Origin of the sequence: Pseudoalteromonas atlantica, from assembly GCA_007988745.1 — a bacterium.
Taxonomy (GTDB): domain Bacteria; phylum Pseudomonadota; class Gammaproteobacteria; order Enterobacterales; family Alteromonadaceae; genus Pseudoalteromonas; species Pseudoalteromonas atlantica.
The window spans coordinates 47167-71409 of the sequence record BJUT01000017.1 but is presented as its reverse complement, the minus strand read 5'-3'; the positions used below and the strand labels follow the sequence as shown (position 1 = coordinate 71409).

The 24243-nt window shown below is 40.8% G+C and carries 21 protein-coding genes; 15 read left to right on the top strand and 6 right to left on the bottom strand.

Annotated features, from left to right (window positions below; translation table 11 throughout):
• Window positions 1-206: 206 nt before the first annotated feature.
• Window positions 207-1223 carry a nucleoid-associated protein YejK gene (yejK, locus tag PAT01_RS09470; protein WP_004588924.1) on the bottom strand — a complete coding sequence of 339 codons (1017 nt, stop codon included), beginning with the start codon at window positions 1221-1223 and terminating at the stop codon, window positions 207-209.
• 62 nt (window positions 1224-1285) lie between these two features.
• Between yejK and PAT01_RS09465 the strand changes: the two genes are divergently transcribed.
• From PAT01_RS09465 to PAT01_RS09440, 6 genes are all read left to right on the top strand, one after another.
• Window positions 1286-1498, top strand: coding sequence for a YejL family protein (locus PAT01_RS09465; RefSeq protein ID WP_004588923.1), 213 nt, complete (start codon window positions 1286-1288; stop codon window positions 1496-1498).
• Between the two features lie 5 nt (window positions 1499-1503).
• A complete protein-coding gene (locus PAT01_RS09460; protein WP_138579727.1) occupies window positions 1504-3000 on the top strand; it encodes a DUF3413 domain-containing protein in 1497 nt (498 codons plus the stop codon).
• Between the two features lie 82 nt (window positions 3001-3082).
• Window positions 3083-3562 (top strand): hypothetical protein, encoded by a 480-nt coding sequence (locus PAT01_RS09455; RefSeq protein WP_004588921.1) that lies wholly within the window; start codon window positions 3083-3085, stop codon window positions 3560-3562.
• A 200-nt stretch (window positions 3563-3762) separates the two neighbouring features.
• Window positions 3763-5481, top strand: a complete 1719-nt coding sequence (aceK, locus tag PAT01_RS09450; protein ID WP_138579726.1) for a bifunctional isocitrate dehydrogenase kinase/phosphatase — start codon at window positions 3763-3765, stop codon at window positions 5479-5481.
• 17 nt (window positions 5482-5498) lie between these two features.
• Window positions 5499-6437, top strand: coding sequence for a LysR family transcriptional regulator (locus tag PAT01_RS09445; protein ID WP_024032602.1), 939 nt, complete (start codon window positions 5499-5501; stop codon window positions 6435-6437).
• 173 nt (window positions 6438-6610) lie between these two features.
• Window positions 6611-7054, top strand: coding sequence for a ferritin-like domain-containing protein (locus tag PAT01_RS09440; RefSeq protein WP_004588918.1), 444 nt, complete (start codon window positions 6611-6613; stop codon window positions 7052-7054).
• A gap of 330 nt (window positions 7055-7384) precedes the next feature.
• Here the strand turns inward: PAT01_RS09440 and PAT01_RS09435 are convergent, their stop codons facing one another.
• From PAT01_RS09435 to PAT01_RS09425, 3 genes are read right to left on the bottom strand one after another with little or no spacing between them, the layout of a single operon-like run.
• Entirely contained in the window at window positions 7385-10420 is a 3036-nt protein-coding gene (locus PAT01_RS09435; protein ID WP_054982354.1) for a TonB-dependent receptor plug domain-containing protein, read from the bottom strand.
• Between the two features lie 8 nt (window positions 10421-10428).
• A complete protein-coding gene (locus tag PAT01_RS09430; protein WP_054982353.1) occupies window positions 10429-11508 on the bottom strand; it encodes a FecR family protein in 1080 nt (359 codons plus the stop codon).
• On the bottom strand, window positions 11505-12080 hold the full coding sequence (locus PAT01_RS09425) for an RNA polymerase sigma factor (protein WP_138579725.1): 576 nt from the start codon (window positions 12078-12080) through the stop codon (window positions 11505-11507). Before PAT01_RS09425 ends, PAT01_RS09430 begins: the two co-directional genes overlap by 4 nt.
• Before the next feature lie 119 nt (window positions 12081-12199).
• Between PAT01_RS09425 and PAT01_RS09420 the strand changes: the two genes are divergently transcribed.
• Window positions 12200-12715, top strand: coding sequence for a DUF2937 family protein (locus tag PAT01_RS09420; protein ID WP_054982352.1), 516 nt, complete (start codon window positions 12200-12202; stop codon window positions 12713-12715).
• On the opposite strand, the gene PAT01_RS09415 is transcribed toward PAT01_RS09420, so the two are convergent.
• Entirely contained in the window at window positions 12695-13582 is an 888-nt protein-coding gene (locus PAT01_RS09415) for a LysR family transcriptional regulator (RefSeq protein WP_024032599.1), read from the bottom strand. The genes PAT01_RS09420 and PAT01_RS09415 overlap by 21 nt on opposite strands.
• Before the next feature lie 120 nt (window positions 13583-13702).
• On the opposite strand from PAT01_RS09415, the gene PAT01_RS09410 reads away from it, so the two are divergent.
• The 8 genes from PAT01_RS09410 (at window position 13703) to PAT01_RS09375 (ending at window position 22743) form a co-directional block, all read left to right on the top strand.
• Window positions 13703-14353: a peroxiredoxin-like family protein gene (locus PAT01_RS09410; protein WP_154945387.1), complete on the top strand. Its 651-nt coding sequence runs from the start codon at window positions 13703-13705 to the stop codon at window positions 14351-14353.
• Entirely contained in the window at window positions 14353-15120 is a 768-nt protein-coding gene (locus PAT01_RS09405) for a haloacid dehalogenase type II (protein ID WP_138579723.1), read from the top strand. The genes PAT01_RS09410 and PAT01_RS09405 overlap by 1 nt, the downstream gene beginning before the upstream one ends.
• 381 nt (window positions 15121-15501) lie before the next feature.
• Window positions 15502-16110 (top strand): PilZ domain-containing protein, encoded by a 609-nt coding sequence (locus PAT01_RS09400; protein ID WP_138579722.1) that lies wholly within the window; start codon window positions 15502-15504, stop codon window positions 16108-16110.
• A gap of 57 nt (window positions 16111-16167) precedes the next feature.
• Entirely contained in the window at window positions 16168-17223 is a 1056-nt protein-coding gene (locus tag PAT01_RS09395; RefSeq protein ID WP_138579721.1) for an agmatine deiminase family protein, read from the top strand.
• On the top strand, window positions 17220-18113 hold the full coding sequence (locus PAT01_RS09390) for a carbon-nitrogen hydrolase (protein WP_138579720.1): 894 nt from the start codon (window positions 17220-17222) through the stop codon (window positions 18111-18113). The genes PAT01_RS09395 and PAT01_RS09390 overlap by 4 nt, the downstream gene beginning before the upstream one ends.
• A gap of 51 nt (window positions 18114-18164) precedes the next feature.
• Window positions 18165-21638, top strand: a complete 3474-nt coding sequence (mfd, locus tag PAT01_RS09385; protein ID WP_054982347.1) for a transcription-repair coupling factor — start codon at window positions 18165-18167, stop codon at window positions 21636-21638.
• Entirely contained in the window at window positions 21638-22474 is an 837-nt protein-coding gene (locus PAT01_RS09380; protein ID WP_154945386.1) for a peptidoglycan binding protein CsiV, read from the top strand. The genes mfd and PAT01_RS09380 overlap by 1 nt, the downstream gene beginning before the upstream one ends.
• Window positions 22475-22491: 17 nt before the next feature.
• Window positions 22492-22743, top strand: coding sequence for a hypothetical protein (locus PAT01_RS09375; RefSeq protein ID WP_004588905.1), 252 nt, complete (start codon window positions 22492-22494; stop codon window positions 22741-22743).
• 67 nt (window positions 22744-22810) lie between these two features.
• Here PAT01_RS09375 and PAT01_RS09370 read toward each other — a convergent pair whose 3' ends face one another.
• Window positions 22811-24163, bottom strand: coding sequence for a hypothetical protein (locus tag PAT01_RS09370; protein WP_024032591.1), 1353 nt, complete (start codon window positions 24161-24163; stop codon window positions 22811-22813).
• Between the last annotated feature and the right edge of the window lie 80 nt (window positions 24164-24243).

Here is a 24243-nt window from a genome sequence, read left to right as displayed (position 1 = left end):
CAGCCTAAATTTAGCATCGTGGCTATTTTACTTCTGGACGCACAACTTGTTGGCGTGACGGGCAAAGCCTGTAATAAAGGATTTATCCTCGAAGAGATTTAGAGGTGCTGCGCTTTAGAGCATTAATAAAACTAAATTAAAGGTAATAAAAAAGCGCGATATAAATATCGCGCTCTTAAATCGGCTTTTAACTAGATCAAATGAGTTTACTCACTTTCATTTTCCATAAAGCGCTGTAACTGATCTTTTAAGTTTGGTGGAATGCCTTTAATGACCAGTGTATCGGTCGCTTCATTGTAAGTTACGCGCTCACCTAAATGTTTACGCTCAAAACTAACACTAACACCGCCCCCTAAACCCGAAAACTTAACCATACTGGTCACCGTTTTTTTATCGACCGGAAAAGAGTCTTCTAAATCGTAACTTTGTTCTTTGCAAAAGTTATCAAACGGACTGTCGTCACCTTTGGTTAGGGTAGCCGAAAGCTCAGTAACGCTTGCATCTTCACCCGTGGTCACACAATCGTTACAGTAATCAAATACTTGCTTACGTAATTCGTCTTTTTCTGATTTATCGAATGATTGCTCCGATAAATAATCTTCAACGGCATTAAGCATCACTTGGCTTTGTTGTTTAGGGTCTATGCCCTCTTCACAACCTAAAAAATCTAAGAAAAAGTCTGCTACTTTTCGACCTGCTCGCCCTTTAATAAAAGAGATATAGCGATTGTCCTCAGCTTGAGTATCCCACGCGGTTAAATCGATACGTGCAGCTAGTTGCATGCGCGATATGTCTAAGTGGCGCGACGCTGCTAAATCAAGCTCAGAGGTCATGCTGTAGTGCTCTTTAATATTGATCATAGCTATTAGCATGTAATCAGTAGCCACATACTGATAATGACAAAATACTAAGTAGCCTGTTTCGCTAAAGGCATATTTATCTAACTCTTCTTTTAAAACAGTAGATGCCTGCTCGGTCATGTGCCAAAAGCCTAACTCGTCATTACGATAGCTTTGCATTGCTGAGGCTACAACACTGTTTTTATCGCCACTAAATGCACAGTAACCTTTACCTGGCTTTGAGTTGTATGCATGATGAAGTTGTTCGATAAAAACAGCGACTTTATCGTTTATCACCATTTCATCGTTTCGTAGGTGAATTTGCGTATCGTCGTCTTTTTTGTCTACATAATGAACGACTAATTTTTTAACGTCTGTTGTCATCTTTGTTTTTCACGCCTCTGGTGTTAAAATACGAGAATATAACTCTTTTATTGAACCAACTGATGCCAATCTTATCAAAATACTCTAATGAAGAAGTAGAACAAATCGTCGATCAGCTCATTGATGTGCTAACGCAACACAATGCGCCGGTTGATTTAAGCCTTATGTGTTTAGGAAATTCTATCACGCATATCCTAAAAGAGCATGTACCTGCAGGGAAAAGACAAGCCGTAACTGAGAACTTTGCAAAAGCACTTGCTCAGTCGGTTAAATAAATTATATGAATTTATCGCAGCACAATCAGTTTTCGTCAAAAGCGAGTCAGTTATTAAGTTGGGGCCACTGGTTCACTTTTGCAAATATTGGTTTAGCGCTTTTTATTAGCCTAAGCTTTTTATTTGCAGATTCACCGCCAACTAGCTTTATGGGTATTACCTATATGTTAGTGACGTGGTTAAGCCATACGAGCTTTATCGCTTTTTTAGCATTTGTGCTGACGGTATTTCCTTTAAGCTTAGTGTTTCCCTACCCTCGACATATTCGAGGTATGGCTGCCGTTATTGCTACGCTTGGGGCGTCTATTTTAACGCTTGATGCGTATGTATACGTTAATTTGGGCTATCATTTAAGCTCTTCTGCGCTACCGGAAATCATTTCCTTACTGTGGCATCGTCTAACTAGCTCGCCTGCCCTTACTACATTGCTAGCTGGGGGGATTGTTTTACTCATTTTAGGCTTCCAGTTAGTTGTAAGTAACTATACTTGGCAACACTTAGCGCGTTTAAAACAACTTAAGTTTGCCCGTTTTGCCAGCTCGTTTTTAGTATTATGTTTTGCACTTAGCCACAGTATTCACATTTGGGCAGATGCAAATTTAAAGTTTGATATAACGAAGCAAGATAACGTTTTACCGCTGTCGTACCCTACGACCGCTAAAAGTTTATTAGCAAAAAATGATTTGCTCGACATTGAAAGCTATAAACAAGCTCACAATGTAAGAATTAATAACCAAAATATTAATTACCAAATACCTGCGCCAATGCAAAAATGTGAAGATTACACTGCGCAGCAAGTCGATATTTTTGTATTTGATACCAACGAGCAGTTAAAACGCTTTGTTGCCAAGCATAAAAACCTACATAAAACTGATCAGTTTTTACAGCCAACACACCATGGCGATAGCTTGTTTAGTTTAGTGTATGGCTTACCTTCTTTTTATAAAATGGCTATTTTATCAGAGCAAACCTTGCCCGCGTGGCAAAGTCAGCGCAGAAGCATAGAGCTTGCTGGAATTGAAAAGCTAAGCTTTATAAACGATCAAGCGCATTCAAACAGTGCAATTAAAATCATTAAAGGTGAAGAAAATCCGTCTCCTCGCAGTGACGACACCCATATTTTTGCGTTTAGCTTAGCTAATAATAGCTCGGAAGTAGTTACATCATCGGTGTTATACAGTTCAGATAAGCGAATAGCCAAGGTAGATGGACTTATTCAACCCAGTGATATTATTGCAACCAGTGTAGGCCAATACTTAAACTGTAAGTCTGTGGTTAAACAAACCATGCTAGGTGAAAACCTGTATAAGAAAAAAACGGACACTGGCGTTAATTACTCACAAGGCGTAGTTATTGCTTACAAAAAAGATAGAATTACGCTAATAGATTCAGACGGTAACTATAAAAATATATCTGCCGCTGAAGGTTTTTCTATTGAGCAAAGCCTCGATATCCCGTTTTTAGTACAAAGTATTAAAAAGCTAAAAACCTACACACAATAGCCCTATCCCTTAACCTAGCTTGCTATAACACCAAGCTAGGTTATATTTACTAAATAATAGTAAACGCTCAGGGATGAAATTAATGCAAAAACACACACTTTTTTTATGCGCAGTAATGGTATGCCCACTTTCTCTTCAAGCGCAAAATGCCACAACTTACTATAAATGCGTGACAAAAAACGGCACTATCTTTTCGCAATTCCCTTGTAACGATAACGCTACCGCCTACACAATTAATACTGTATCGGGAATTAATACTGCACCGGCGCAAGATTACACAAAAGAGCTAAATGCATTAGAGCGCGAACGGATTGTGCTTGACCTGCAAGCTGAGCTGAGAAGTAATACTAATAAATTAGCGATTATAAAACGTAAAAAAGACCGCGCAGAATACAACCAACAACAGCGCCTCAACCGTATTTTAGATGACGAGGACAAAAAGTTAATTAGCAAAGATATTACCAAGCAATTAAAAATAATAAATAAAGATCATAAAAAGCAAACCACCGAAATTGAAAAGCGTATTAAAAAATTAGAGAAAAAAATAGCCTCCTACCAATAGCATGGCTTTTGCCATCACACTCAATTATGCTTTAAGCTAAAAGTATAAAAACTGAGAATATTTATCTTGGTTTTAAACTTAAAATAACATAACCTTAACAACTATAGAGTTAAAACTCTAACGTGTATAACACTACAGCACCACTAACATTTATAAATGCTGTACTAAAATCGTTATATACACTTTTTTAAGGAGTGTTTATGCAGCCACGCCACATAGCTGAATTAATTTTAACGGGTTTTAAAAAGCATTATCAGCTGTTTCAAAAAACCACCGCCCAAGCCCCGCTTGCCTTTGCAAAGCGCGATTGGCAGCAAATTAATGAAATTAGTAAACTGCGTATTAGTTACTACGATGACAGAGTAAACGAAACCACTAAAGCATTAAAACAAGCACAGTTAACTGAGCAATTAAATGAGCAGCTTTGGCTTGAGGTAAAAATACTGTACCAACGCTTTTTATGCTTTCATCCTCAAGCTGAACTTGCCGAAACATTTTATAACTCAGTATTTTGCCGTTTGTACCACAGACGCTATTTTCATAACGACTTTATATTTGTACAAGCCACATTAAAAGATGCCCCAGCCATTCCTGTTGAGGCAGAGTACCGCAGCTACTTTCCAGTGGTTGATGGTTTAAAGCCCACAATAAAGCGCATTATTGAGCATTTTGATTTTAAAGCCCCGTTTGTAAATTTAGAGCGGGATATACGTTTGCTCGTAAAGGCATTTTACAAACAAGCGCCCGACACACACCACCAGCCTTGGCAAATGCGCTTTGATATTTTGCACGCGCCTTTTTATCGTAATAAAGCTGCTTACATAGTCGGCCGTGTGGTCTCTCAAAGCGGTGTGCAGCCTTTTATTATTGCGGTACTGCACCATGAAGATAAAGGCTTATACCTCGATGCGCTATTAACCAAATCATCGCAAATGCGGGTTATTTTTGGCTTTGCACGGGCTTATTTTATGGTTGAAACCCATGCGCCCTCAGCTATGGTGCGTTTCTTAAATCAACTTATGCCTAATAAAACACTCGCTGAGCTTTATAATGCCATTGGGTTTCATAAACAAGGTAAGACTGAGTTTTACCGTGAATTTTTACATCACTTGTCTCACTCAGACGATAACTTTATTATAGCGCCAGGCACACCAGGTATGGTGATGATGGTATTTACACTGCCCTCTTTTGGCTATGTATTTAAAGTAATTAAAGATAAGTTTGGCGAAAGTAAACCGTTTGGCCGTGATACCGTGCTTAAACGCTATCAACTGGTAAAAAGCCATGATCGGGTTGGCCGCATGGCCGATACCATAGAATACTCTAATGTCGTATTTCCTTTGGCACGCTTTGATAGTAATTTACTGGCGCAGCTACATAAAACCATTGACTCATCTATGGTAATTGAAGGCCCGTGGCTTATTATCAAGCATTTATATATTGAAAGGCGCATGACACCGCTTAATTTATTTTTAGAAAACGCCAGCGAAGAAAGTGCTGCCGATGCAATAGAAGAGTACGGCCAAGCACTTAAAGAAATGATTGCGGTAAATATATTCCCAGGCGATATGCTGCTTAAAAACTTTGGGGTAAGCAAACACAAGCGCATTATTTTTTACGACTACGATGAGGTTCAATACCTAACAGATATGAACTTTAGGGCGTTACCTAAGGCCAAAAGCTATGATGATTACTTAACTGATGAACAAAGTTACTCAGTTGCGCCGCAAGATGTTTTTCCTGAGCAACTTTGTACCTTTGTTATGCCAAACCCAAAGTACAAACAGTTTTTGCTCAGTACACACCCCGAGCTTGTTGATGTTAGTTTTTGGAAGCAAGCTCAGCAAAATATAAAAAAGGGTCATGTTAGTCACATATACCCATACCCGACAGCACAACGCTTTATTCATCACTGGTAAGCGTTAAAGGACACACAATGAACATAAGTAAAATAGATTTAAATTTGCTGGTTTACCTCGACACCCTATTACGTGAGTGTAACGTAACCCGCGCCGCTAACCAGTTAAGTATTACTCAACCAGCTATGAGTAACGGCCTTAAGCGTTTAAGAAACTTGTTTAACGATCCAATTTTGGTACGTACCAGTGAAGGTATGGTCCCCACAGAGCGTGCTATAGAGCTGCAACCGGTTATTCGCGGTATATTAATGACGCTAGAAGAAACTCTCGCACCTAATCGCGAATTTGAAGCCAGCCAAAGTAAACGTGTATTTAGAATAATGGCCAGTGACTATGCAGCCAGTACATTAGCGCCAAAGCTTTTAAGTAAACTTCATGAAGAAGCGCCCGATACAACCTTAGATATACTTACGCCTAGTGATGTAACGTTTCATGATGTTGAAAATGGTAAAGTGGATATGGCTATTAACCGCTTTGAAAACCTTCCGCAATCTTTTCATCATAAACGCATATGGAAAGACAGCTTTTGCTGCTTAGTAAAAGCCGACAACCCAATTATCGAAAACTTTAGCCTAGACAGCTATTTAAAAGCCCGCCATATATGGGTAAGTAAAACCGGCTTTGGGGTCGGCGTAGGTATGGACCCTAAAGATGTACAAAAGCTAGGTTGGGTAGATGAAGCACTTGCCCATTTTGGTAAACACCGAAATATTGCTACGTTTACCCGTAATTACCACGTAGCCATTCATTTAGCAAAAGAGCAAAATTTAGTGGCGACCTTACCTTCAAAGGCTGCCAATATTTACTTAGATGATGCAGGCCTTAAAATTTTAGAGCCTCCATTTCCTATACCGCCTTTTGAACTAGATATGATTTGGAGCCCTTTACTGCATCGCGATGCAAGTCATATATGGTTACGCCAAAAAGTAGCCGAAGTGGCGGATGAGCTTAAATAACCTTATTACAAAAGCCATGTAAAATTTGCGAGGTTATTTTATTTTAAATAGCCTTGCAGTTTGAATATAAACAAAATAGCTAACTATTTCAGCATGTTAAAAATTAAAATAAAACTGGAATGGCCTTTGCTCTCTTTACTATGAAACTTAAATTCATGTAAAGAGAGGTCATTATGAATACCCATCAAGGAACAGAAGCAACTCATATTACTGACATCATCCAAGTAATGAACAGTGGCATTGATTTTTATCAAAAAGCGCAAGAGAAAGTTGAAGACCCAGCCATTGGCGCATTATTTCAACGCATGATTGACGCACGAAAAGTTAGTGTTGAGCGCTTACAACCTTATGCAGTTAACGAAAAAGGTGAGCGTGAAGACGGCTCTTCTTTTGCTGTAGAAGCACGCAGAGCTTACACAGCCCTACTCACTTCGTTTAGTTCTCATAACGATAAAACATACGTTAAAGAACTTGAAGAGGTAGAAGATAAAACCCTTGAAGAAATTAAAGCAGCGATGGATAAACCACAGCCAGCCGACTGTGAAGCAGCCTTAGCGAAAACCTTGCTAACGATGCAAAGCTGCCACACCGAAATGAGCCGTATGCAAAAGCATTAATTTTCAATTGCATATATTTAAAACCCAGCCTAGCCGCTGGGTTTTTTATTATTACGAGGTTTTAAGACTATAAGCCAATAATTGCAACGTCCGGTTTAAACCCTGCTATGTATAGCCAAGTCCAAAATGCCACATTTAGTATTATCAAAGCCATACAGGGGGTATACCAATCCGTAATAATGTTTAATTAAGCGAATAGGTATAATTTAACGCTGAGGTAAGGCGCAACACAATAAAATCGCGGTTTACAAATAAATGCTAAAAAGGCTAAATACAAAAAAAGGGCCTTACGGCCCTTTGAACTTAAATAACATAAGGGAGTGTTATTTATTAAAAACGGTATTCTGCGCCTACATAGTAATAAGCACCATTAAAGCCAAATGGCGCTGAACGGCGAGAGTATTCAAATACCCCATCGCTGCTTACAATCGTATTGCCATTTGAATCTACAATTGTGCCCGAGCGTGAGTTACCAATGGTGTTTTTATCTGGGTACACGTCAAATAAGTTATTTGCACCAATATTTACAGATAAATCTTCAGTCACGAAGTAATTAACTTTAACGTCAGTTAAAATTTCTGCACCGTAGGTTTGGCGTCCGCCATCTTCTACTGTGTATTCACCAAAGCGGTTGAGTGAAAGGTTTACAGTCCAATCACCACGCTGGTAAAGCGCACTTAAGTTGATGCGATCTTCTGGTTGCCACTCTTCAATAATTGAAATTTCTTGATCAGAGAAAACATCTTCAACCGGTACGGTTTCAAGCCCTGAGCCCGATGGCGTAAATAACGATACCACCTCAGTTTCAGTAAAGTTAGCTGCTAAAGTAAAATCAAGCGTGCCACCTAACCCCTCGGTATTCCAAGTAGCTACAAAATCAATACCCGAAGTTTCGGTATCTGCACCATTTAAGAAAAACTGCCCTGCACCTGCGCCTGAGCTGATTAATGCAGCATCTAGGCTTGAAGAAAGCCCTTTGCCTAAACGATTACTAATTACTATGCGGTCGTCAATATCAATTGAGTAGTAATCCACAGTAACATTAATGTTATCCGTTACGTTGTAGACAATACCTAAGCTGCGGTTTTGCGATTTTTCTTCTTTAAGCTTTGGAATACCTAAACTTTGCGCAAGGGTTGAATCGTTTCTGAATGTACCTACTTCTTCAGCAACTAATGAGCCGTCTTCAGCCACAACAAATTGTGTGCTGATATTGTTAAAATACAATTGCTGCATTGATGGCGCTCTAAAGCCTGAGCTTAATGCACCACGCAGTGACACATCATCAGTAATTGCCCAGTTACCCGCAAGCTTAAAGTTTACCGTGTCGCCAAAACCTTTGTAATTATCGTAACGCAGTGCGCCTGATAAAATGACATCTTCAATTAGGTAGGTTTCTGCATCAAGGTAAAACGAAATTACATCGCGTGACTCATCAACCGATGATGCCGGCGAAGAACCACCAAAACCTTGCGTGCCGCCAGAGGCATCTTCAGAGCCTACACCGCCACTTAAACCACTATAAATACTTACCCCATCAAGGGTGTCGTAATCACGATAAGCATATTCGCTTCCCTCTAAAATACGGTATTCATCGGTACGAATTTCTGCACCCATAGCCAATGAGTAGTCATCAAAGTTTTGTGTAAAATCTATATTAATGGTTTGCAGTGATAACTCCATGCCATAGGCATAGGCTTCACGTGGAATAGTACTGCGAATATCTGCGGCACTTAAACCTTGCTCGTAACGTAAAAAGTTAGCGTACGAGGCATTGATTGTGTCACTTGTTGTGTAATCAATGCTGTTTTCACCGTAGGTGTACGATACATCTAAACTTGCATCGTTATCAAAGTCGGTTTTGTAACCAAAGTTGTAAGAAATATCATCAATTGTGGTATTGATTTTAGGTAAAAAGCCTAATGGGATAGTTGCGTCGTTGTCTTGTAAAACAGGGTTACCGCCCGCATTTGCATTATGACGGAAAAACGCGGCTGATTCGTTATCGCGCGTTGAATAAGTAATAAAGCCATACAGCTCACCATCACCTAACTCATACCCTGTATTAACGGTTAAGCCAAATTGCTGAGAGTCGGCATCGCCAATACGAAAAGTGTCTCTGTCGGCGGTCAATTCACGCGGATCGCCTGCCAGTAAAGTACCGTCGCTAAGCTCTGTACAGCCATAAAACTGACACGAGCCGTGCAAACCTGCGCGGTTAGTAGGCGAGCGGTCGCGGTAATTAAGTGTTGCATTTAAGTAGCCGCTATCACCTAGGGCAAACCCTTTATTAAAATCAACGTTTACTGTTTCGCCATCACCCTCTGAGTATTGGCCGTAATTAACCGCTGCTTTGCCGCCTTCGCTGCCATCTTTTAGTACAATATTAATTACACCGGCAATTGCATCTGAGCCGTATTGCGCTGCTGCGCCGTCTCGTAAAACTTCTATACGTTTAATAGCTGAGGCTGGAATAGCATTCATATCGGTACCTGCGGTACCACGCCCTACTGAGGTATTGATATGAATAATACTTGCCTGGTGGCGGCGCTTACCATTAATAAGCACAAGTGTTTGGTCAGGCCCTAAACCACGCAGTGTTGCAGGTCGTAAGGCATCAGTGCCGTCACTGATTGACGAGCTTGAAAAGTTAAATGAAGGTGCAATAGATTGCAACATACGGCCAACTTCGGTTTGGCCTGTGTTTTCAAGTGCTTCAGCACTTAAAATATCAACGGGTACGGGTAAATCTTCTACTGAGCGCCCTGCTACGCGGCTACCTACAATAGCAATTTTTTCTATTTTCTCTTGTGCAACATCCTCTGCTGCATTCACACCGTGTGAATTTGCTGCAAGCAATGCTGGTAATACAGCTGCACTAACCCCTGAAAGCTTCATCATGTTGTTATCTTTCCTATTGATTTGTTTGAGTTTTATACTCAGTAAACCATTTTGATCAACAACCGCATCGAGCTCAGTCCCACTTAATAATGCTTGCAGTGCATCTAATTGGGTATAAAAACCATAAACCGAATTTGCTTGGTAATTTTTTGCCAACTCATAAGAAAACACCACGGTTTGCTCTGTTTGTTTAGCAAATTCTATTAAGGCTTTGTCTGCTCGCTGCGCTTGTATATCAAATTGCACCATTTGCCCAGTGGTCTGTGTTGCCCCTTGCACACTCAAGCTAAAAATAGCCGGAGCAAGTACACTTAAACCACTAAATAAATGCGTTTGGTTACTGCGCAATTTATATAAACAGCTGACAAACAAAATTCCTCTATAGTTTTTTATCTTTTTTTTAAACTTTTTTTTACTAATAACATTTAAAGATGCAACTTCACCTAACATTTGTTTGATATGCATAACATTTCTTATGATTTAGTTTGCTGTGTTAGGCTCACCATATGTTCACCTAAACGCTCATGCTCAATTGCAAAGTTAGTCTGTAAACTCTCAAGTAGCCCCTCAACATCGCCAGCTTTAAAAACACCCGCCACTTTTATATTGGCAAGCTCATCGCTTGAAAGCTCAAAACGCGTAGAGGTGTAACGGCTCACTTCATTTAATGCATCGCTTAAATGCTCACCATTAAAAATTAACATGCCATTTTGCCACGCTAAATCACGCTGTACGTCATCCATAGAAAGCTGCGTGATAGGTTTAGTAATACTTTGCTCTATAATTGCTTTTTCACCAGAGATAACAATATTGGCATTGATTTTACGTACTTTTTTAGCGTTATTATCAGCCAGTTGGTAGTCTTTAAAATCGTTGGCACTTACAGCAACACTTGGGTCGGTGATCATCACTTTACCTTCGGTTACAACCAGCTCTAAATCAGAAGAGGTATTGCGTTGTACATTAAATACAGTACCAAGTGCCGTAAAGCTCTTATCGCCAGCCATCACACTAAATGGGCGCGATGCATCTTTTGCTACATTAAAACGCCCTTCACCCTTGCTCAGTAATAACTGACGACGCCCTTTGCTATAAGCTACCTCTAATAGGCTATTCGTGTTTAATTGCACTATGGTGCCGTCGGGTAAAACATACGTGGCTTGTTCGCCCACCTTCGTTGTATATATTTTGGTGTAATTTATTTTAGCCAGCTCTTCGTTGTAGCCGTTTTCAAGGTTAATTAATAAGTAACTACACACCATTAATGCTGCAAATAAGCTCGCGGCAATCGCACTAGAAAACGCCCATCTTTTTTTCTGGGGCTGTTTTACACTTCTATGCGGAAATAAACTGCTTAACTCGTTTAATACGGACAATTCATCCCATAGCTGCGCAAGTTCGTAGACGGCATCTTGATGGGCGGTGCTTTGCATCATCCAAAGCTTAAATTGCTCTTTTTCAATTTCGCTTAAGCCCCTATCAATTGCGCTGATCCATTGGCAGGCTTTTTCTAAAATTAAATCTTTTGATGTAAATTGATGAACATTACTCATTTTGCTGCCCTCTCAATTGATAGAGCCGAATTACAAGCAGAATTATGTGCCGCAGATTGGTTATGATTTTGTTCATGTTCTTTCATGTATAACATGGTTTGTAATAAACCTTTGGCAATGTGTTTTTCTACTGTGCTTTCACTTAATTGCATGTGCTGGGCGATTTCTTTTTGGCTCATACCGTACACTTTTTTAAATATAAAACATTTACGGATAGAAGAATTTAGTTGATCCGTTGCTCTGCAAAAAAGTAAAAAACGCTCTTTTGAGGTGTACTCATCCTCAAGTTGTGAGGATTTAAGCATCGGGGGTAATTCTGCGTCGTGCTCTAACGAGTCATTAAACTTGTTATCCCACTTGGCTATATGATTAAGCGCTAAGTGCTTTGCAGTTTTAAGCATGTAACTGCGTCTAAACTGAATATCTTGTTTTAAATCAGCTTCGTAGCTTTTAATAAAGGTTTCTTGCACAATGTCTTCTACGTCATCGGGCTGTACAATACGCGACACAAAGCGTTTTAACTGCTTAGTGATATCAACAAACGTTGATGTCATATTTACTTTGGTAGTCATCCTTAACATAGGCCTATTGTTATTTTTATTACCGATAGATTACGAGTTTTTGGCATAAAAACAAGCGCAAATGTTAATTTAGCGTTGTTTAGGTGGGTTTTGAGTAAACAGGAGATCAAATGAGTAAATTATTAGATTACATAAGGCTCAGCTTTTTTGCAGCAGGTTTACTATTAGGGGTACAAATACCGGCCTTTGTAAGCGACTTTGGGCACGCTTTAGATGCACATTTAATTGAAGCGAATAACGCATTAGCCCCTTTTAAAAAAGATGCTCAAAACTACTTTAACAACGATTTAAACAAGTTAATTGCCCACTATGAAAATATTGGTGATGATATTGTGGGTAAGGGGGCTACCCATATTAAAAACCTCAATAATCGCCAGCACTCTTTACAAGTGGCAGTTAATAACTTTAACCAATCGCCCTATTTATTTACTTTAACCAGCGACTTTCTCACCATTAAAAAGCAAGTATGGCAACGCTTTGAAGGGCAAATAGTGTTAAAAAAAGACTCCATAATAGCAGCGCTTGTCAGCGCCATTATTATTGCTATTTTTGCTGAGTTTATTGGCTTTGTAACCTTATTCATTATTAAGCGCGGGTATTACCGCTTATTCATAGCTGGCAAATAAAGACTTCATAAACTCATAAAACACCTCGGTTTTACGGGTTGTTAAGCTATTTTGAGGCCGTAAAAACCACACCGGCGCGTCGCTTTGGGCCATTACATTGGGCATCACCTCTACTAAGTTTCCGGCACTTAGCTCATCGTTAATTGCTATTTTAGATTTAATTGCTATGCCATGTCCGGCAAGCGCTGCTTGCGTCATGTTATCGGAATTAGAAATAGTAAAGCGCGTTTTGGCATTAAAGGTATGTATTTTATTATTTTCATCATACAGTTTTAACTGCCTTTGCCAGGGTAAACACACCCAATAGTGCGTGCTCAGTTCGCTTAGTGTACAAGGCATACCATGCTTTTTTATATAACTTGGCGCTGCACATAAAATACGGGAGTTGTTGACAATTTTACGAGAGAGCAGGCCAGAATCGGTTAATTGCCCTACTCTAATTGCCACATCTTGTGCATCATCGACCACATTGACAAAATGATCAGTAATTAAAAAGTCGAGCTTTAGTTGCGGGTATTGGGTTTCAAACTCGGTCAACTTAGGCATAACATACTTTGAAAACACCCACGGTGGCATAGTCACACGTAATAACCCGCTCACCGAAGAGCTTCGTGCGCCAATGCTGTGCTCTGCATCGTGCAAGGCTTCTATAATAGCCCCTACGCGATGATAAAATAGCTCACCGGCGGGCGATAACCTTACTCGTCTACTGTCTCTAAACACTAACACGGTTGAAAGCTCGCGCTCGAGCTTGCTTAGCCTGTGGCTTACTGTTGCCGGCGACAAACGTTGCTCACGCGCAGCTGCAAGCACCCCTTTATTTTCTACGACGGCAATAAATGTTTCTAGGTCACTTAAATTATACATACATTTGGCTAGGCAGTTTTTAGTATTTAATATTTTCGAATGAAGCTTTCAGTTTTGCAATATATATTTAAATAACTAAAACACCCATAATCGCCATACAGTTATATTCGAGATTTAATAATGAGTTTAAAAGCACAGATTGATGCCTATAACGTGCAAAAAGAAGCGAAGCTACCTGGCGATGTATTAGCCCTTATGGCGCAGACAAATGAAGAGCTCATTGCTCAGCATATAAAAGATAATGCGCTACAGGTAGGCGCTAAAGTAAGCAATTTCAGCTTAAACAATCATAGCGCTGAGCAAGTTGAGCTCGCTGATTTATTAAATAATGGCCCGGTAATAATTAGCTTTTACCGTGGTAACTGGTGTCCATATTGTAATTTAGAGCTAAAAGCACTTAACGATCACTTACCCGAATTTAAAACGCACAATGCGCAGTTAGTTGCGATATCACCACAATTACCCGACGAGACGTTATCTAGCGCACAAAAGAATGCCCTTGAATTCGATGTGCTTTCAGATATTAATAACAAGGTAGCAGAGCAATTTGGTTTACTGTTTACTTTAGACGAGCGTATTGTGGCGCTTTATAGCCAGTTTGGTATTGATTTTGAAAAGTACTACGGTAATAAAAGTTATACATTACCTTTACCAGCAACCTATGTAATTAACCAAAAAGGCATAATTACGTATGCCTTTTTAAACGAAGACTATACCCTACGCGCAGAGCCTACTGATGTATTGGCAGCCCTTGAATCGGAGCAACACTAATGTCTATCTTAAAATCGTTAAAAACCCTTACCCTATCACTTCTTGTTGGTACTAGCCTTGCCTCTGGCTACGCTATGGCTGAGGAGCCACAGGCACAAGCGAAACCTAAAGTACTTATTTTTGATGTAAACGAAACCTTGTTAGATTTAACCTCCATGCGCACCTCTATTGGTAAAGCGCTTGGCGGGCGTGAGGATTTATTACCACTTTGGTTTTCGACCATGTTGCATCATTCACTCGTTGATACCGTAAGTGGCAATTACCACGATTTTGGTCAAATTGGCGTTGCGTCGCTGCGCATGGTTGCCAAAAATAACAACATAGCTATTACGAATGAACAAGCAAAAACAGCCATTGTCACCCCGCTTTTAACCCTACCTCCTCACAAAGATGTGAAAGAAGGACTGGCAAAACTCAAAGCACAGGGCTATAAGTTAGTAAGTCTGACAAATTCTTCAAACAAAGGGGTTAAAGCCCAGTTTGAGAGCGCTGGATTAATGTCGTTCTTTGATGCGCGTTACAGCATTGAAGATATTAAAATTTATAAACCAGACTTACGTGCCTATAAGTGGGTGTTAACAAAATTAAATGTAAAAGCAAATGAAGCAATGATGGTAGCGGCGCACGGTTGGGATGTAGCAGGTGCTAAAGAAGCCGGGTTACAAACAACCTTTATCGCCCGCCCAGGTAAAACACTTTACCCACTGGTAAAAAAACCAGACCACGTTGTGAAAGATTTACATGAATTAGCCGCTCTACTTAAATAAGCACTCCCAGCGCTAATTAATCAATACCCAAGCGGCCGATGTTAGGATGACATTGACCGCTTTTTTATTAGGGCGTGTTGATTTTTGATAGTTGAATTTGCAGCAGTGTGGTTGGTTTTTAGGCAAGGCAGAGCCTATGAAGTGTAGTTATTCCACATAAATAGGCGAAACGCAGGAGCAGTTATAGAGCCCACTAGTTTACAAACCTCACGCCGCGATTTAAACGCCCTTAGATTGAACAAATTTCAATCCGCAAAGTTCAACACGCCCTAATCAACATTCTTAAAAACTGGCTTATAAACAAACCATTTAGCATTTTTATCTGCTAGCAATTTACTCCCCACAACGCTACTATTTAATGAATACGCAGTGGAGATAATTATGAACAGTCAAAGATTAAGCGAATTTGAAGAATACTTTCAAATAAATGAAAGCATTCGAGTAAACTTATTTGCTGTAGAAAATCAGTTAGTGCCGCAATCTCAACTCGCGCTTGAAGACGACATACCTCCGCTATTTAAGCTAGCTAACGAAGTCAGTGAGCTTGAACAGGCCTCTTTAAGACCCCTTAGAAACCTAGGCGATTTAGCACAAGAGCTGGCGGCTTTTTTACAAGCACAGTCGCGTAAAATCGATTTAATAATGAGCCACATTTTAGCCTCAGAGCAAGCGCAAGATAACGCCATACAGTGCGATAGCTACGGCGGAGGCGGTATTCGCTTTACTTCGCCTGATGTATACGCATTAGGCCAAGCATTTAGAACAAAGCTATTTTTGCACCACGAAGCCTCAGCCGTTTACTGTTATACAGAAGTTGTGGCCGTTGAAAAACAAGACAGCGAACATTACCAATACACATTACTGTTTACTGCAATAAGAACCACAGACCAAGAATTAGTTGTCAGAGCCAGCTTACATGCACAAACACGCCAGCTAAAAAAACGCCAAGAACTCGAGCAAATTGACGATGATTCTAGCAGCGATAAATAGCTGACATATGCATGTAAAATGCTAAACTAGCGCCACCGTAATTTGTATCAAAACTTCATGAACTTTAGACTTTTACCTGAATGGGCTGAGCAAGACGCCGTTATGCTTACCTGGCCCCATGCACAGACCGACTGGGCTGATACGCTTGAACGCGTAGAGCCTGTTTATGTTGAGCTTGCAACGCATATCACAGCCGTGCAGCAGCTTGTTATTGTTGCCCATAACACGGCGCTTAAAAGCCACATTACTGCCTTGCTAACAAAAGCGAATATAAACTTAAGCCAAGTGCATTTTGTTGTTACACCAACAAACGATACCTGGGCACGGGATCACGGCCCTATTACCTGCGCAAATATTGACGACGCTCGCCAACTTAAAATTTACGACTTTATCTTTAATGGCTGGGGTAATAAATTCGAAAGTTCCCTCGATAATAAAATTAACGCAGTACTGGTAAACCAGCTAAGTAATCCAAGCACTGATTACCAAGCCCTGAATGTGGTACTTGAAGGTGGCGGCATTGAAATTAACGAACACGGTGTGTTGCTTACAACCAGCGAATGTTTACTGAATAAAAATCGCAACCCCAATTTATCATCAGGCGATATTGAGTCAATTTTAACAACGCATTTAGGCGCAACTGACTTTTTATGGGTAGATCATGGCTACCTAGCCGGTGACGATACCGACAGCCATATCGACACACTGGTGCGCTTTGCCCCCAATAATACACTTGTGTATGTTAAGTGCGATGCTAAAGAAGATGAGCACTTTAACGCATTAGATGCGATGGAAAAGCAGCTGCAAAGCTTTAAAACGCAAAATAATACCCCATATACGTTAATTGATTTGCCGTGGCCAAAACCAGTGTTTGATGATGACAACACCCGTTTACCGGCAACGTACGCAAACTACTTGATTATCAATAATACGGTTTTAGTCCCGACGTATAACGATGACAACGACGCACTGGCGCTAGCGCAAGTTCAAAAAGCATACCCAGCGCACACTATTATTGGCGTTAATTGCCTACCTATTATTGAACAATTTGGTAGTTTACATTGCATTACCATGCAATTACCTCGTGGATTTTTAGCTGGAGCAGCACAATGACAAGCCCTGCAAAATTAACCGTTGCCTTAGTGCAACAAACTAACAGTGATAACGCCTGCCAAAATATGGCAAAGTCGATTGCTGGCATTCGTGATGCTGCTAAAAAAGGCGCACAGCTTGTGGTTTTGCAAGAGCTGCATCGTAGTCTGTATTTTTGCCAAACAGAAGATGTGGATGTATTTGACTTAGCCGAAACAATTCCGGGTCCAAGCACAAATACACTGGGCGAGCTTGCCAAAGAGCTCGGCATCGTTATTGTGGCTTCACTGTTTGAAAAACGTGCCACTGGGCTTTATCACAATACCGCGGTGGTACTTGAAAAAGACGGCACCATTGCGGGTAAATACCGTAAAATGCACATTCCTGATGACCCTGGCTTTTACGAAAAATTTTACTTTACCCCAGGCGATTTAGGCTTTGAGCCAATTCAAACCTCAGTAGGTAAATTAGGTGTTTTAGTATGCTGGGATCAATGGTTCCCTGAAGCGGCCCGTTTAATGGCCATGGCTGGCGCAGAGGTATTAATTTACCCAACCGCAATTGGCTGGGACCCACGTGATGACAACGCAGAGCAAACACGCCAAAAAGACGCATGGGTAATAAGCCAGCGTGCGCATGCGGTTGCGAACGGCGTACCCGTTATTAGCTGTAACCGTGTAGGGCACGAAAACGACCCTAGCGGACAAAGCGAAGGTATACAATTTTGGGGTAACTCGTTTATTGCAGGGCCTCAAGGCGAAATGCTCTCAGAGGCGAACAATACTGATGAGCAAATTTTAGTAGTAGAACTTGATCAAAAAGCCTCTGAAAACGTAAGACGTATATGGCCGTACTTACGCGACCGCAGAATTGATCACTATCAAGACTTAGCAAAAATTTACCGAGACTAAATAACTGCATGGCGTTTGTGAGCAAACGCCAACTAAAAAATGGAGCACTAAATGGCGTTTGAGCAATGGGCAGCCTTGCCGTGGGTAAAATCTCAAAAAGATAAAATTCAATGGGGGCAGCTAACTGGCAGTGCACTAAGTATAGCCATTGCAGAAGGTGTAAAACAGCAAAACGATTTAGTGCTTATAGTTACGCCAGATACGCCAAGCGCATTACGGCTTGAAACCGAGCTCGAATACTTATTGCCAGATAACCCGGTAATGGTATTTCCTGATTGGGAAACCTTGCCGTATGACCATTTCTCTCCGCACCAAGATATTATTTCAGCGCGCTTAGCCACTTTAAACACTTTAAAAAACGAGCAGCAAAGCGTACTTATAGTGCCTGTATCTACGTTAATGCTACGTACTGCGCCTGCTTCGTTTATTTATGGCTCTACCCTTAATTTTAAAGTAGGCGATAAACTCGACACCCATAACCTGCGCAGTAATTTAGAACAAGCAGGATATTTAAACGTACAACAAGTAATGGAGCACGGCGAATACGCAATACGTGGCTCTATTGTTGATTTGTATCCAATGGGCAGTGTTCACCCATTTAGGCTCGACTTTTTTGACGATGAACTCGACTCTATTCGTTTATTTGACGTAGAAACCCAGCGCTCAGATGAAAAAGTAGAGAAAATTGAGTTACTTCCCGCGCATGAATTTCCAACCAACGAAGCAGACGTTGAGCGTTTTAGAATAAATTATCGCGATAAATTTGGTGCCAGTTCAGAGCAAGACTCTGTTTACATGCAAGTAAGCAAAGGTACTTGGCCTGCCGGTATTGAATACTACATGCCGCTGTTTTTTGAAAAGCTTGCCACCATTTTTGATTACTTGCCAAACACCACTACGGTTATGCAACTAGGTGACTTAGAACACGCCGCAGATACCTTTTGGCACGATGTAAACGTACGCTACGAAAACCGAAAAGTAGATCCCCTGCGTCCACTTCTGGCGCCCAGCGAGTTGTATCAACCTATTAATGAGTTGTTTTCTAATTTAGGTGAGTTTTCACGAATACGCTTATCGCAAGCTAAATTACCCACTAAAGCAGGCAATAAAAACTTAAATGTGAGCGAGCTGCCCGCAGTAAGAATCGATCATAAACAACACGAACCCTACGGCGCGTTTATTAACTATGTGGCAGAACAAAAAAAGAAAAAAAGCCGTATTTTATTAAGTGTTGAGTCTGATGGTCGCCGCGAGTCTTTATTAAGCGTGCTTAAACCAAGCGGCTTAAAGTTTAAAGAATTTGAAAGCTTACAGCAATTTACACAAAGCCAAAGCGATGTAGGCTTAATTGTAAGCCCTCTTGAGCAAAGTGTTGTACTGGGTACAAAACCGAGCCTTTCTATTATTACCGAGCAAGAGCTGTTAGGTATTAAGGTGTCGCAACGCAGGCGCCGTAAACATAAATACGAAGCAAGCCAAGATGCGTTAATTCGCAACTTAGCCGAGCTTAAAGAGGGCCAGCCAATTGTGCACCTTGATCACGGTGTTGGTCGCTATCAAGGCCTGCAAACAATTGACGCGGCAGGAGTAATTACTGAGTTTGTTACCATTACCTATGCCGGTGAAGCAAAACTGTATGTGCCGGTATCGGCACTGCATATGCTAAGCCGTTATTCGGGCGGTGAAGAAGCAAGCGCCCCGCTTCACAAACTTGGCTCAGATGCGTGGGAGAAAGCCAAAAAACGGGCCGCCGAAAAAGTACGTGATGTAGCCGCGGAGCTGTTAGATATTTACGCACAGCGCCAAGCAAAACCAGGTAATAAATTTGCACTCGATGGGCAAAGCTATCGCCAATTTAGCGACAGCTTTCCATTTGAAGAAACCGACGATCAGCGTAATGCTATTGAAGCCGTACTTGGTGATATGCAATCAAAACTTGCTATGGACCGTTTAGTGTGTGGTGATGTAGGCTTTGGTAAAACAGAAGTGGCTATGCGCGCCGCGTTTGTAGCGGTTAACGATAACAAACAAGTAGCCGTATTAGTACCAACCACCCTGCTGGCTCAGCAACATTATGAAAACTTTAAAGACCGCTTTGCCGATTTTCCTATCGAAGTGGGAGTGTTGTCGCGCTTTAATTCAACTAAAGAGCAAAAAGACACGCTTGAAAAAATGGCAGACGGTAAACTTGATATCGTTATTGGAACACATAAATTAATTCAGCAAGATATTAAATTTAACGACTTAGGTTTACTGATTGTTGATGAAGAGCACCGCTTTGGTGTGCGCCAAAAAGAAAAAATAAAGTCATTACGTGCTGATGTAGATATATTAACGCTTACTGCAACACCTATTCCGCGTACTTTAAATATGGCGATGAGCGGCATGCGTGATTTATCTATTATTGCCACCCCACCTGCTAAGCGTTTAGCGGTTAAAACCTTTGTACGCCAACGCGACAGCGACTTAATACGCGAAGCCATACTGCGTGAAATTAAACGCGGCGGCCAAGTGTACTTTTTGCATAACAATGTTGAGACTATTGAGCGAGTCTCGCAAGAGATCAGCGAGTGGGTGCCAGAGGCTAGTGTCACCTCTGCTCATGGGCAAATGCGCGAGCAAGAGCTTGAGCAAATAATGACAGACTTTTATCATCAAAAATACAATGTACTGGTATGTACCACCATTATCGAAACCGGTATTGATGTGCCTACTGCTAATACTATTATTATGGACAGAGCCGATAAACTTGGCCTTGCGCAATTACACCAATTACGCGGTCGTGTTGGGCGAAGCCACCACCAAGCGTATGCTTATTTATTAACCGGCGATGCTAAAGCACTTTCTAAAGATGCCACCAAACGCTTACAAGCAATTGAGTCGTTGGAAGATTTAGGCGCAGGTTTTGCCCTTGCTACACATGATTTAGAAATACGTGGTGCGGGTGAGCTATTAGGTGACGATCAATCAGGGCAAATGCAAACTATTGGCTTTAGCTTGTATATGGAAATGCTAGAGCAAGCGGTTAATGCCCTTAAAAATGGTAAAGAGCCAACGCTTGAAAACCTGCTTCAGCAGCAAACTGAAGTTGATTTAAAACTCCCTGCCTTACTACCTGATGATTACATACACGATGTTAATGCGCGTTTAGGTATGTACAAGCGCATTGCAAGTTGTGCTAACCTTGCCGATATGGACGAATTACAAGTAGAGCTAATAGACCGCTTTGGTTTATTACCTGATGCCACTAAAAACCTATTTAGTATGCAGCAACTCAAAATGCGTGCTAGCGATTTAGGAATTACAAAAATAGAGGCAAACCCTAAAGGGGGCTACTTTGAATTTAGCCAAAATACGAAGGTTAATCCTAGCTTCATCATAGGCTTGATACAAAGTGCACCCCATGTGTACAAAATGGATGGCGCAAATAAATTGCGCTTTGCAATTAATGAGGTAAACCCTCGTGAACGCTTAAAAATGGTCACTGCAATGATTGCAGATTTCGAAAAAAAGGTTAGCCATTAATGTTGCTAAAAAAATCGCTTATCGTGTTATGTTGCTTATTTAGCAGCACCGCATTTGCAGAACGTTGGTTTGAAGTAGAAGTGCTGGTATTTAAACAGCGCCCTGCCCCCTATTTACAAGAAGACTTTAGCTTAAAGCACGAGCCCATTAAGGCGAAAAATACGTTAGAGCTACTCACCCCTTTATACACAGAGCAAGCTATGCAGGCATGTATAGATGGCGATAGTCGCTTTCAAAAACGCTCGTTTACCGATTCTTTAGTTAATGCCAACCCACAATCGGGTGTGTGTGATAACAGTATCGACTTTATGAAAAGTTACGACGAGTTGCCCGTTACGCCATTAGCACCGGCACAAGATACGATGGATGAGCCCTATTTACTCGCACCTGAGCAATTACAATTTACTGCCCAGCGCCGCGCTTTAGACAGAAAAGGTTTAGCCCCGCTACTACATACCGGCTGGCGCTTTGAAGGGGCAAGTAAATCGCGTGCGCCAAGTATACATTTAATTTCTGGGGATCATATAAAACGCGACGTTAACACTACGCCTAATTATTCAAATCCCGACTTTATTAGCTTAGTACAAAGTAAGCCACAGCTATTTGATACCTCAGAGCAGCCCCTAAGCTATTGGGAGCTAGATGGTTTATTTAAAATACATTTACGCCACTACCTGTACATAACCGCTGATTTTGACGTCAACGAAAAACTACCTAATGGGGATATAGAATCGGCCCGCTTTTCACAATTTAAACGTGTAATTAGTGGTGAAATCCATTACTTTGATCATCCTCGTATGGGCATGATTGTACAAATACGAAAGTATAAACACTAAATCAATAGGACATAACAATGAAAAAACTCCTGATCATCGCAGCAACGCTAAGCCTGGCAGCTTGTTCAAAAGTAAGCCTAGAAAACTACGAAAAAATTGAAGTTGGCATGGATAAAGCCGAAGTAGAAGCTATTTTAGGCTCTGCTGATAACTGCGTAGAAAAAACCCTACATACTAATTGTGTATGGGGTGATGAGTCTAAAAACATTGAAATAACGCTCGTTTCAGACAAGGTAACTATTTATTCTAAGCACGGTATTACACAGTAATACTGCGCTAAATTAGGTAAATTTACATGACACTAAGGGATAGCCGTTGCTATCCCTTTTTTATTTTCTATTTTTTAGAGTAAATAAGTTCAATATTAACTATTTTACTGCGATTAAGGGTTATTTTGTAACGCTGGTATAAAGTTCTTTCCTCGTCTTTTAATACCATCACTAAATTTAACTGGTAGCGCCTTTCAACCGCTTGCTTTGATATTTTATTACCATCTAGATGATACAGCTTGCCCTCGCCGCGTTTTAAATACCGTGCAAAGGGCGCCAAATTAAAACGCATACTTTGCTGTAGAGTATCGTAGCCTGGTAAAAACTCTTTAGCTGAAACACGTGTTTCACTGGCAAAATGCAGCCACTGCGCGGCTAGCTTGTTTTGCTGACGCCTTTTTGAAAATATTGTTTTTACTTCACTAGGGATTTTTTTAAAACGCATATACTCAAGCCACACAAACTGACTTGCAACGCGGTCTTTAGTGATGCTGTTTTTAAATACAAACCGCCATTTAGGACGCCCGCGCACAATAGCGCGCCAAATTACCCGTGTAATGTCTTCTTTAAATATTTCTCGCAAGCCGTAAATAACCCCTAATATTAAAATAAGGGTAGCGGTTACTTCGGTAAAGGTTGAGCGCGCGTTAAGTATAACCACCATTACAAATGCCATAATGACAGCTGTAACCGTGCCTTTTACTAAACGCTTTAGGTAACTATTTAAATAACGCGTATTGCGATGCAAAATAACGCCGTGCTCTATTAGGCGCTGCAGTAAACGCATTTTATTTGTAATGCGGTTACCATCTTGCAACGTGGTTTCTGAGTTGTAATTTTGCTCAAACCGGTATGTATTTTCGTTTTTACAAAATTGCAGTAAGTCGTTGCGCTCTTTCGCAAAGTCACTGCTGCGCGGGCCTTCATCTAATAGCTTTAAAAACGACTGCTCAACATGCCAACTTAAATAGTTATCGGCATTGGTGTAAAACGGCACCAGCTTTTCATCATCGGGGGTATATCTGCGCAGCTTTTTTAGCAGCCCTTCACTTTGCTCAAACAGCTCTTGTGCACGGGCATAAAAAGCATCCACTTCTTGAATCTTTAATGCATCTTTAATATCAGCGTCGAGCGCTAAACGCACCTGATAACAGTACAAATTAAGGTTTTGGCGGTAATCTTGTTGCTCACCTTTGTTTTTACTAACAAAGCGGCTACGCACTAAGGGTAAGTGTATGTTTTTAGCGTTATAAGCTAAGTGCGATTTAAAGTGGTTATTAAAATAAGACTCTTCACTGAGGGTTTGCACGTTTATACCCATTTCATTGGGTATAGAAAAATACAGGTCGATACGCTGCTCAGAGCGAGGGGATAACTCTGGTTCTATGACAAAAGATAAATTTTCGTCTTGTTTTATCAAACAACTCTCCTTTTATTGAGTGTATAAGTGTACTGGTCTCCTTAATTTTGTTCAATAAAAAAGGCCCAGTAAACACTGAG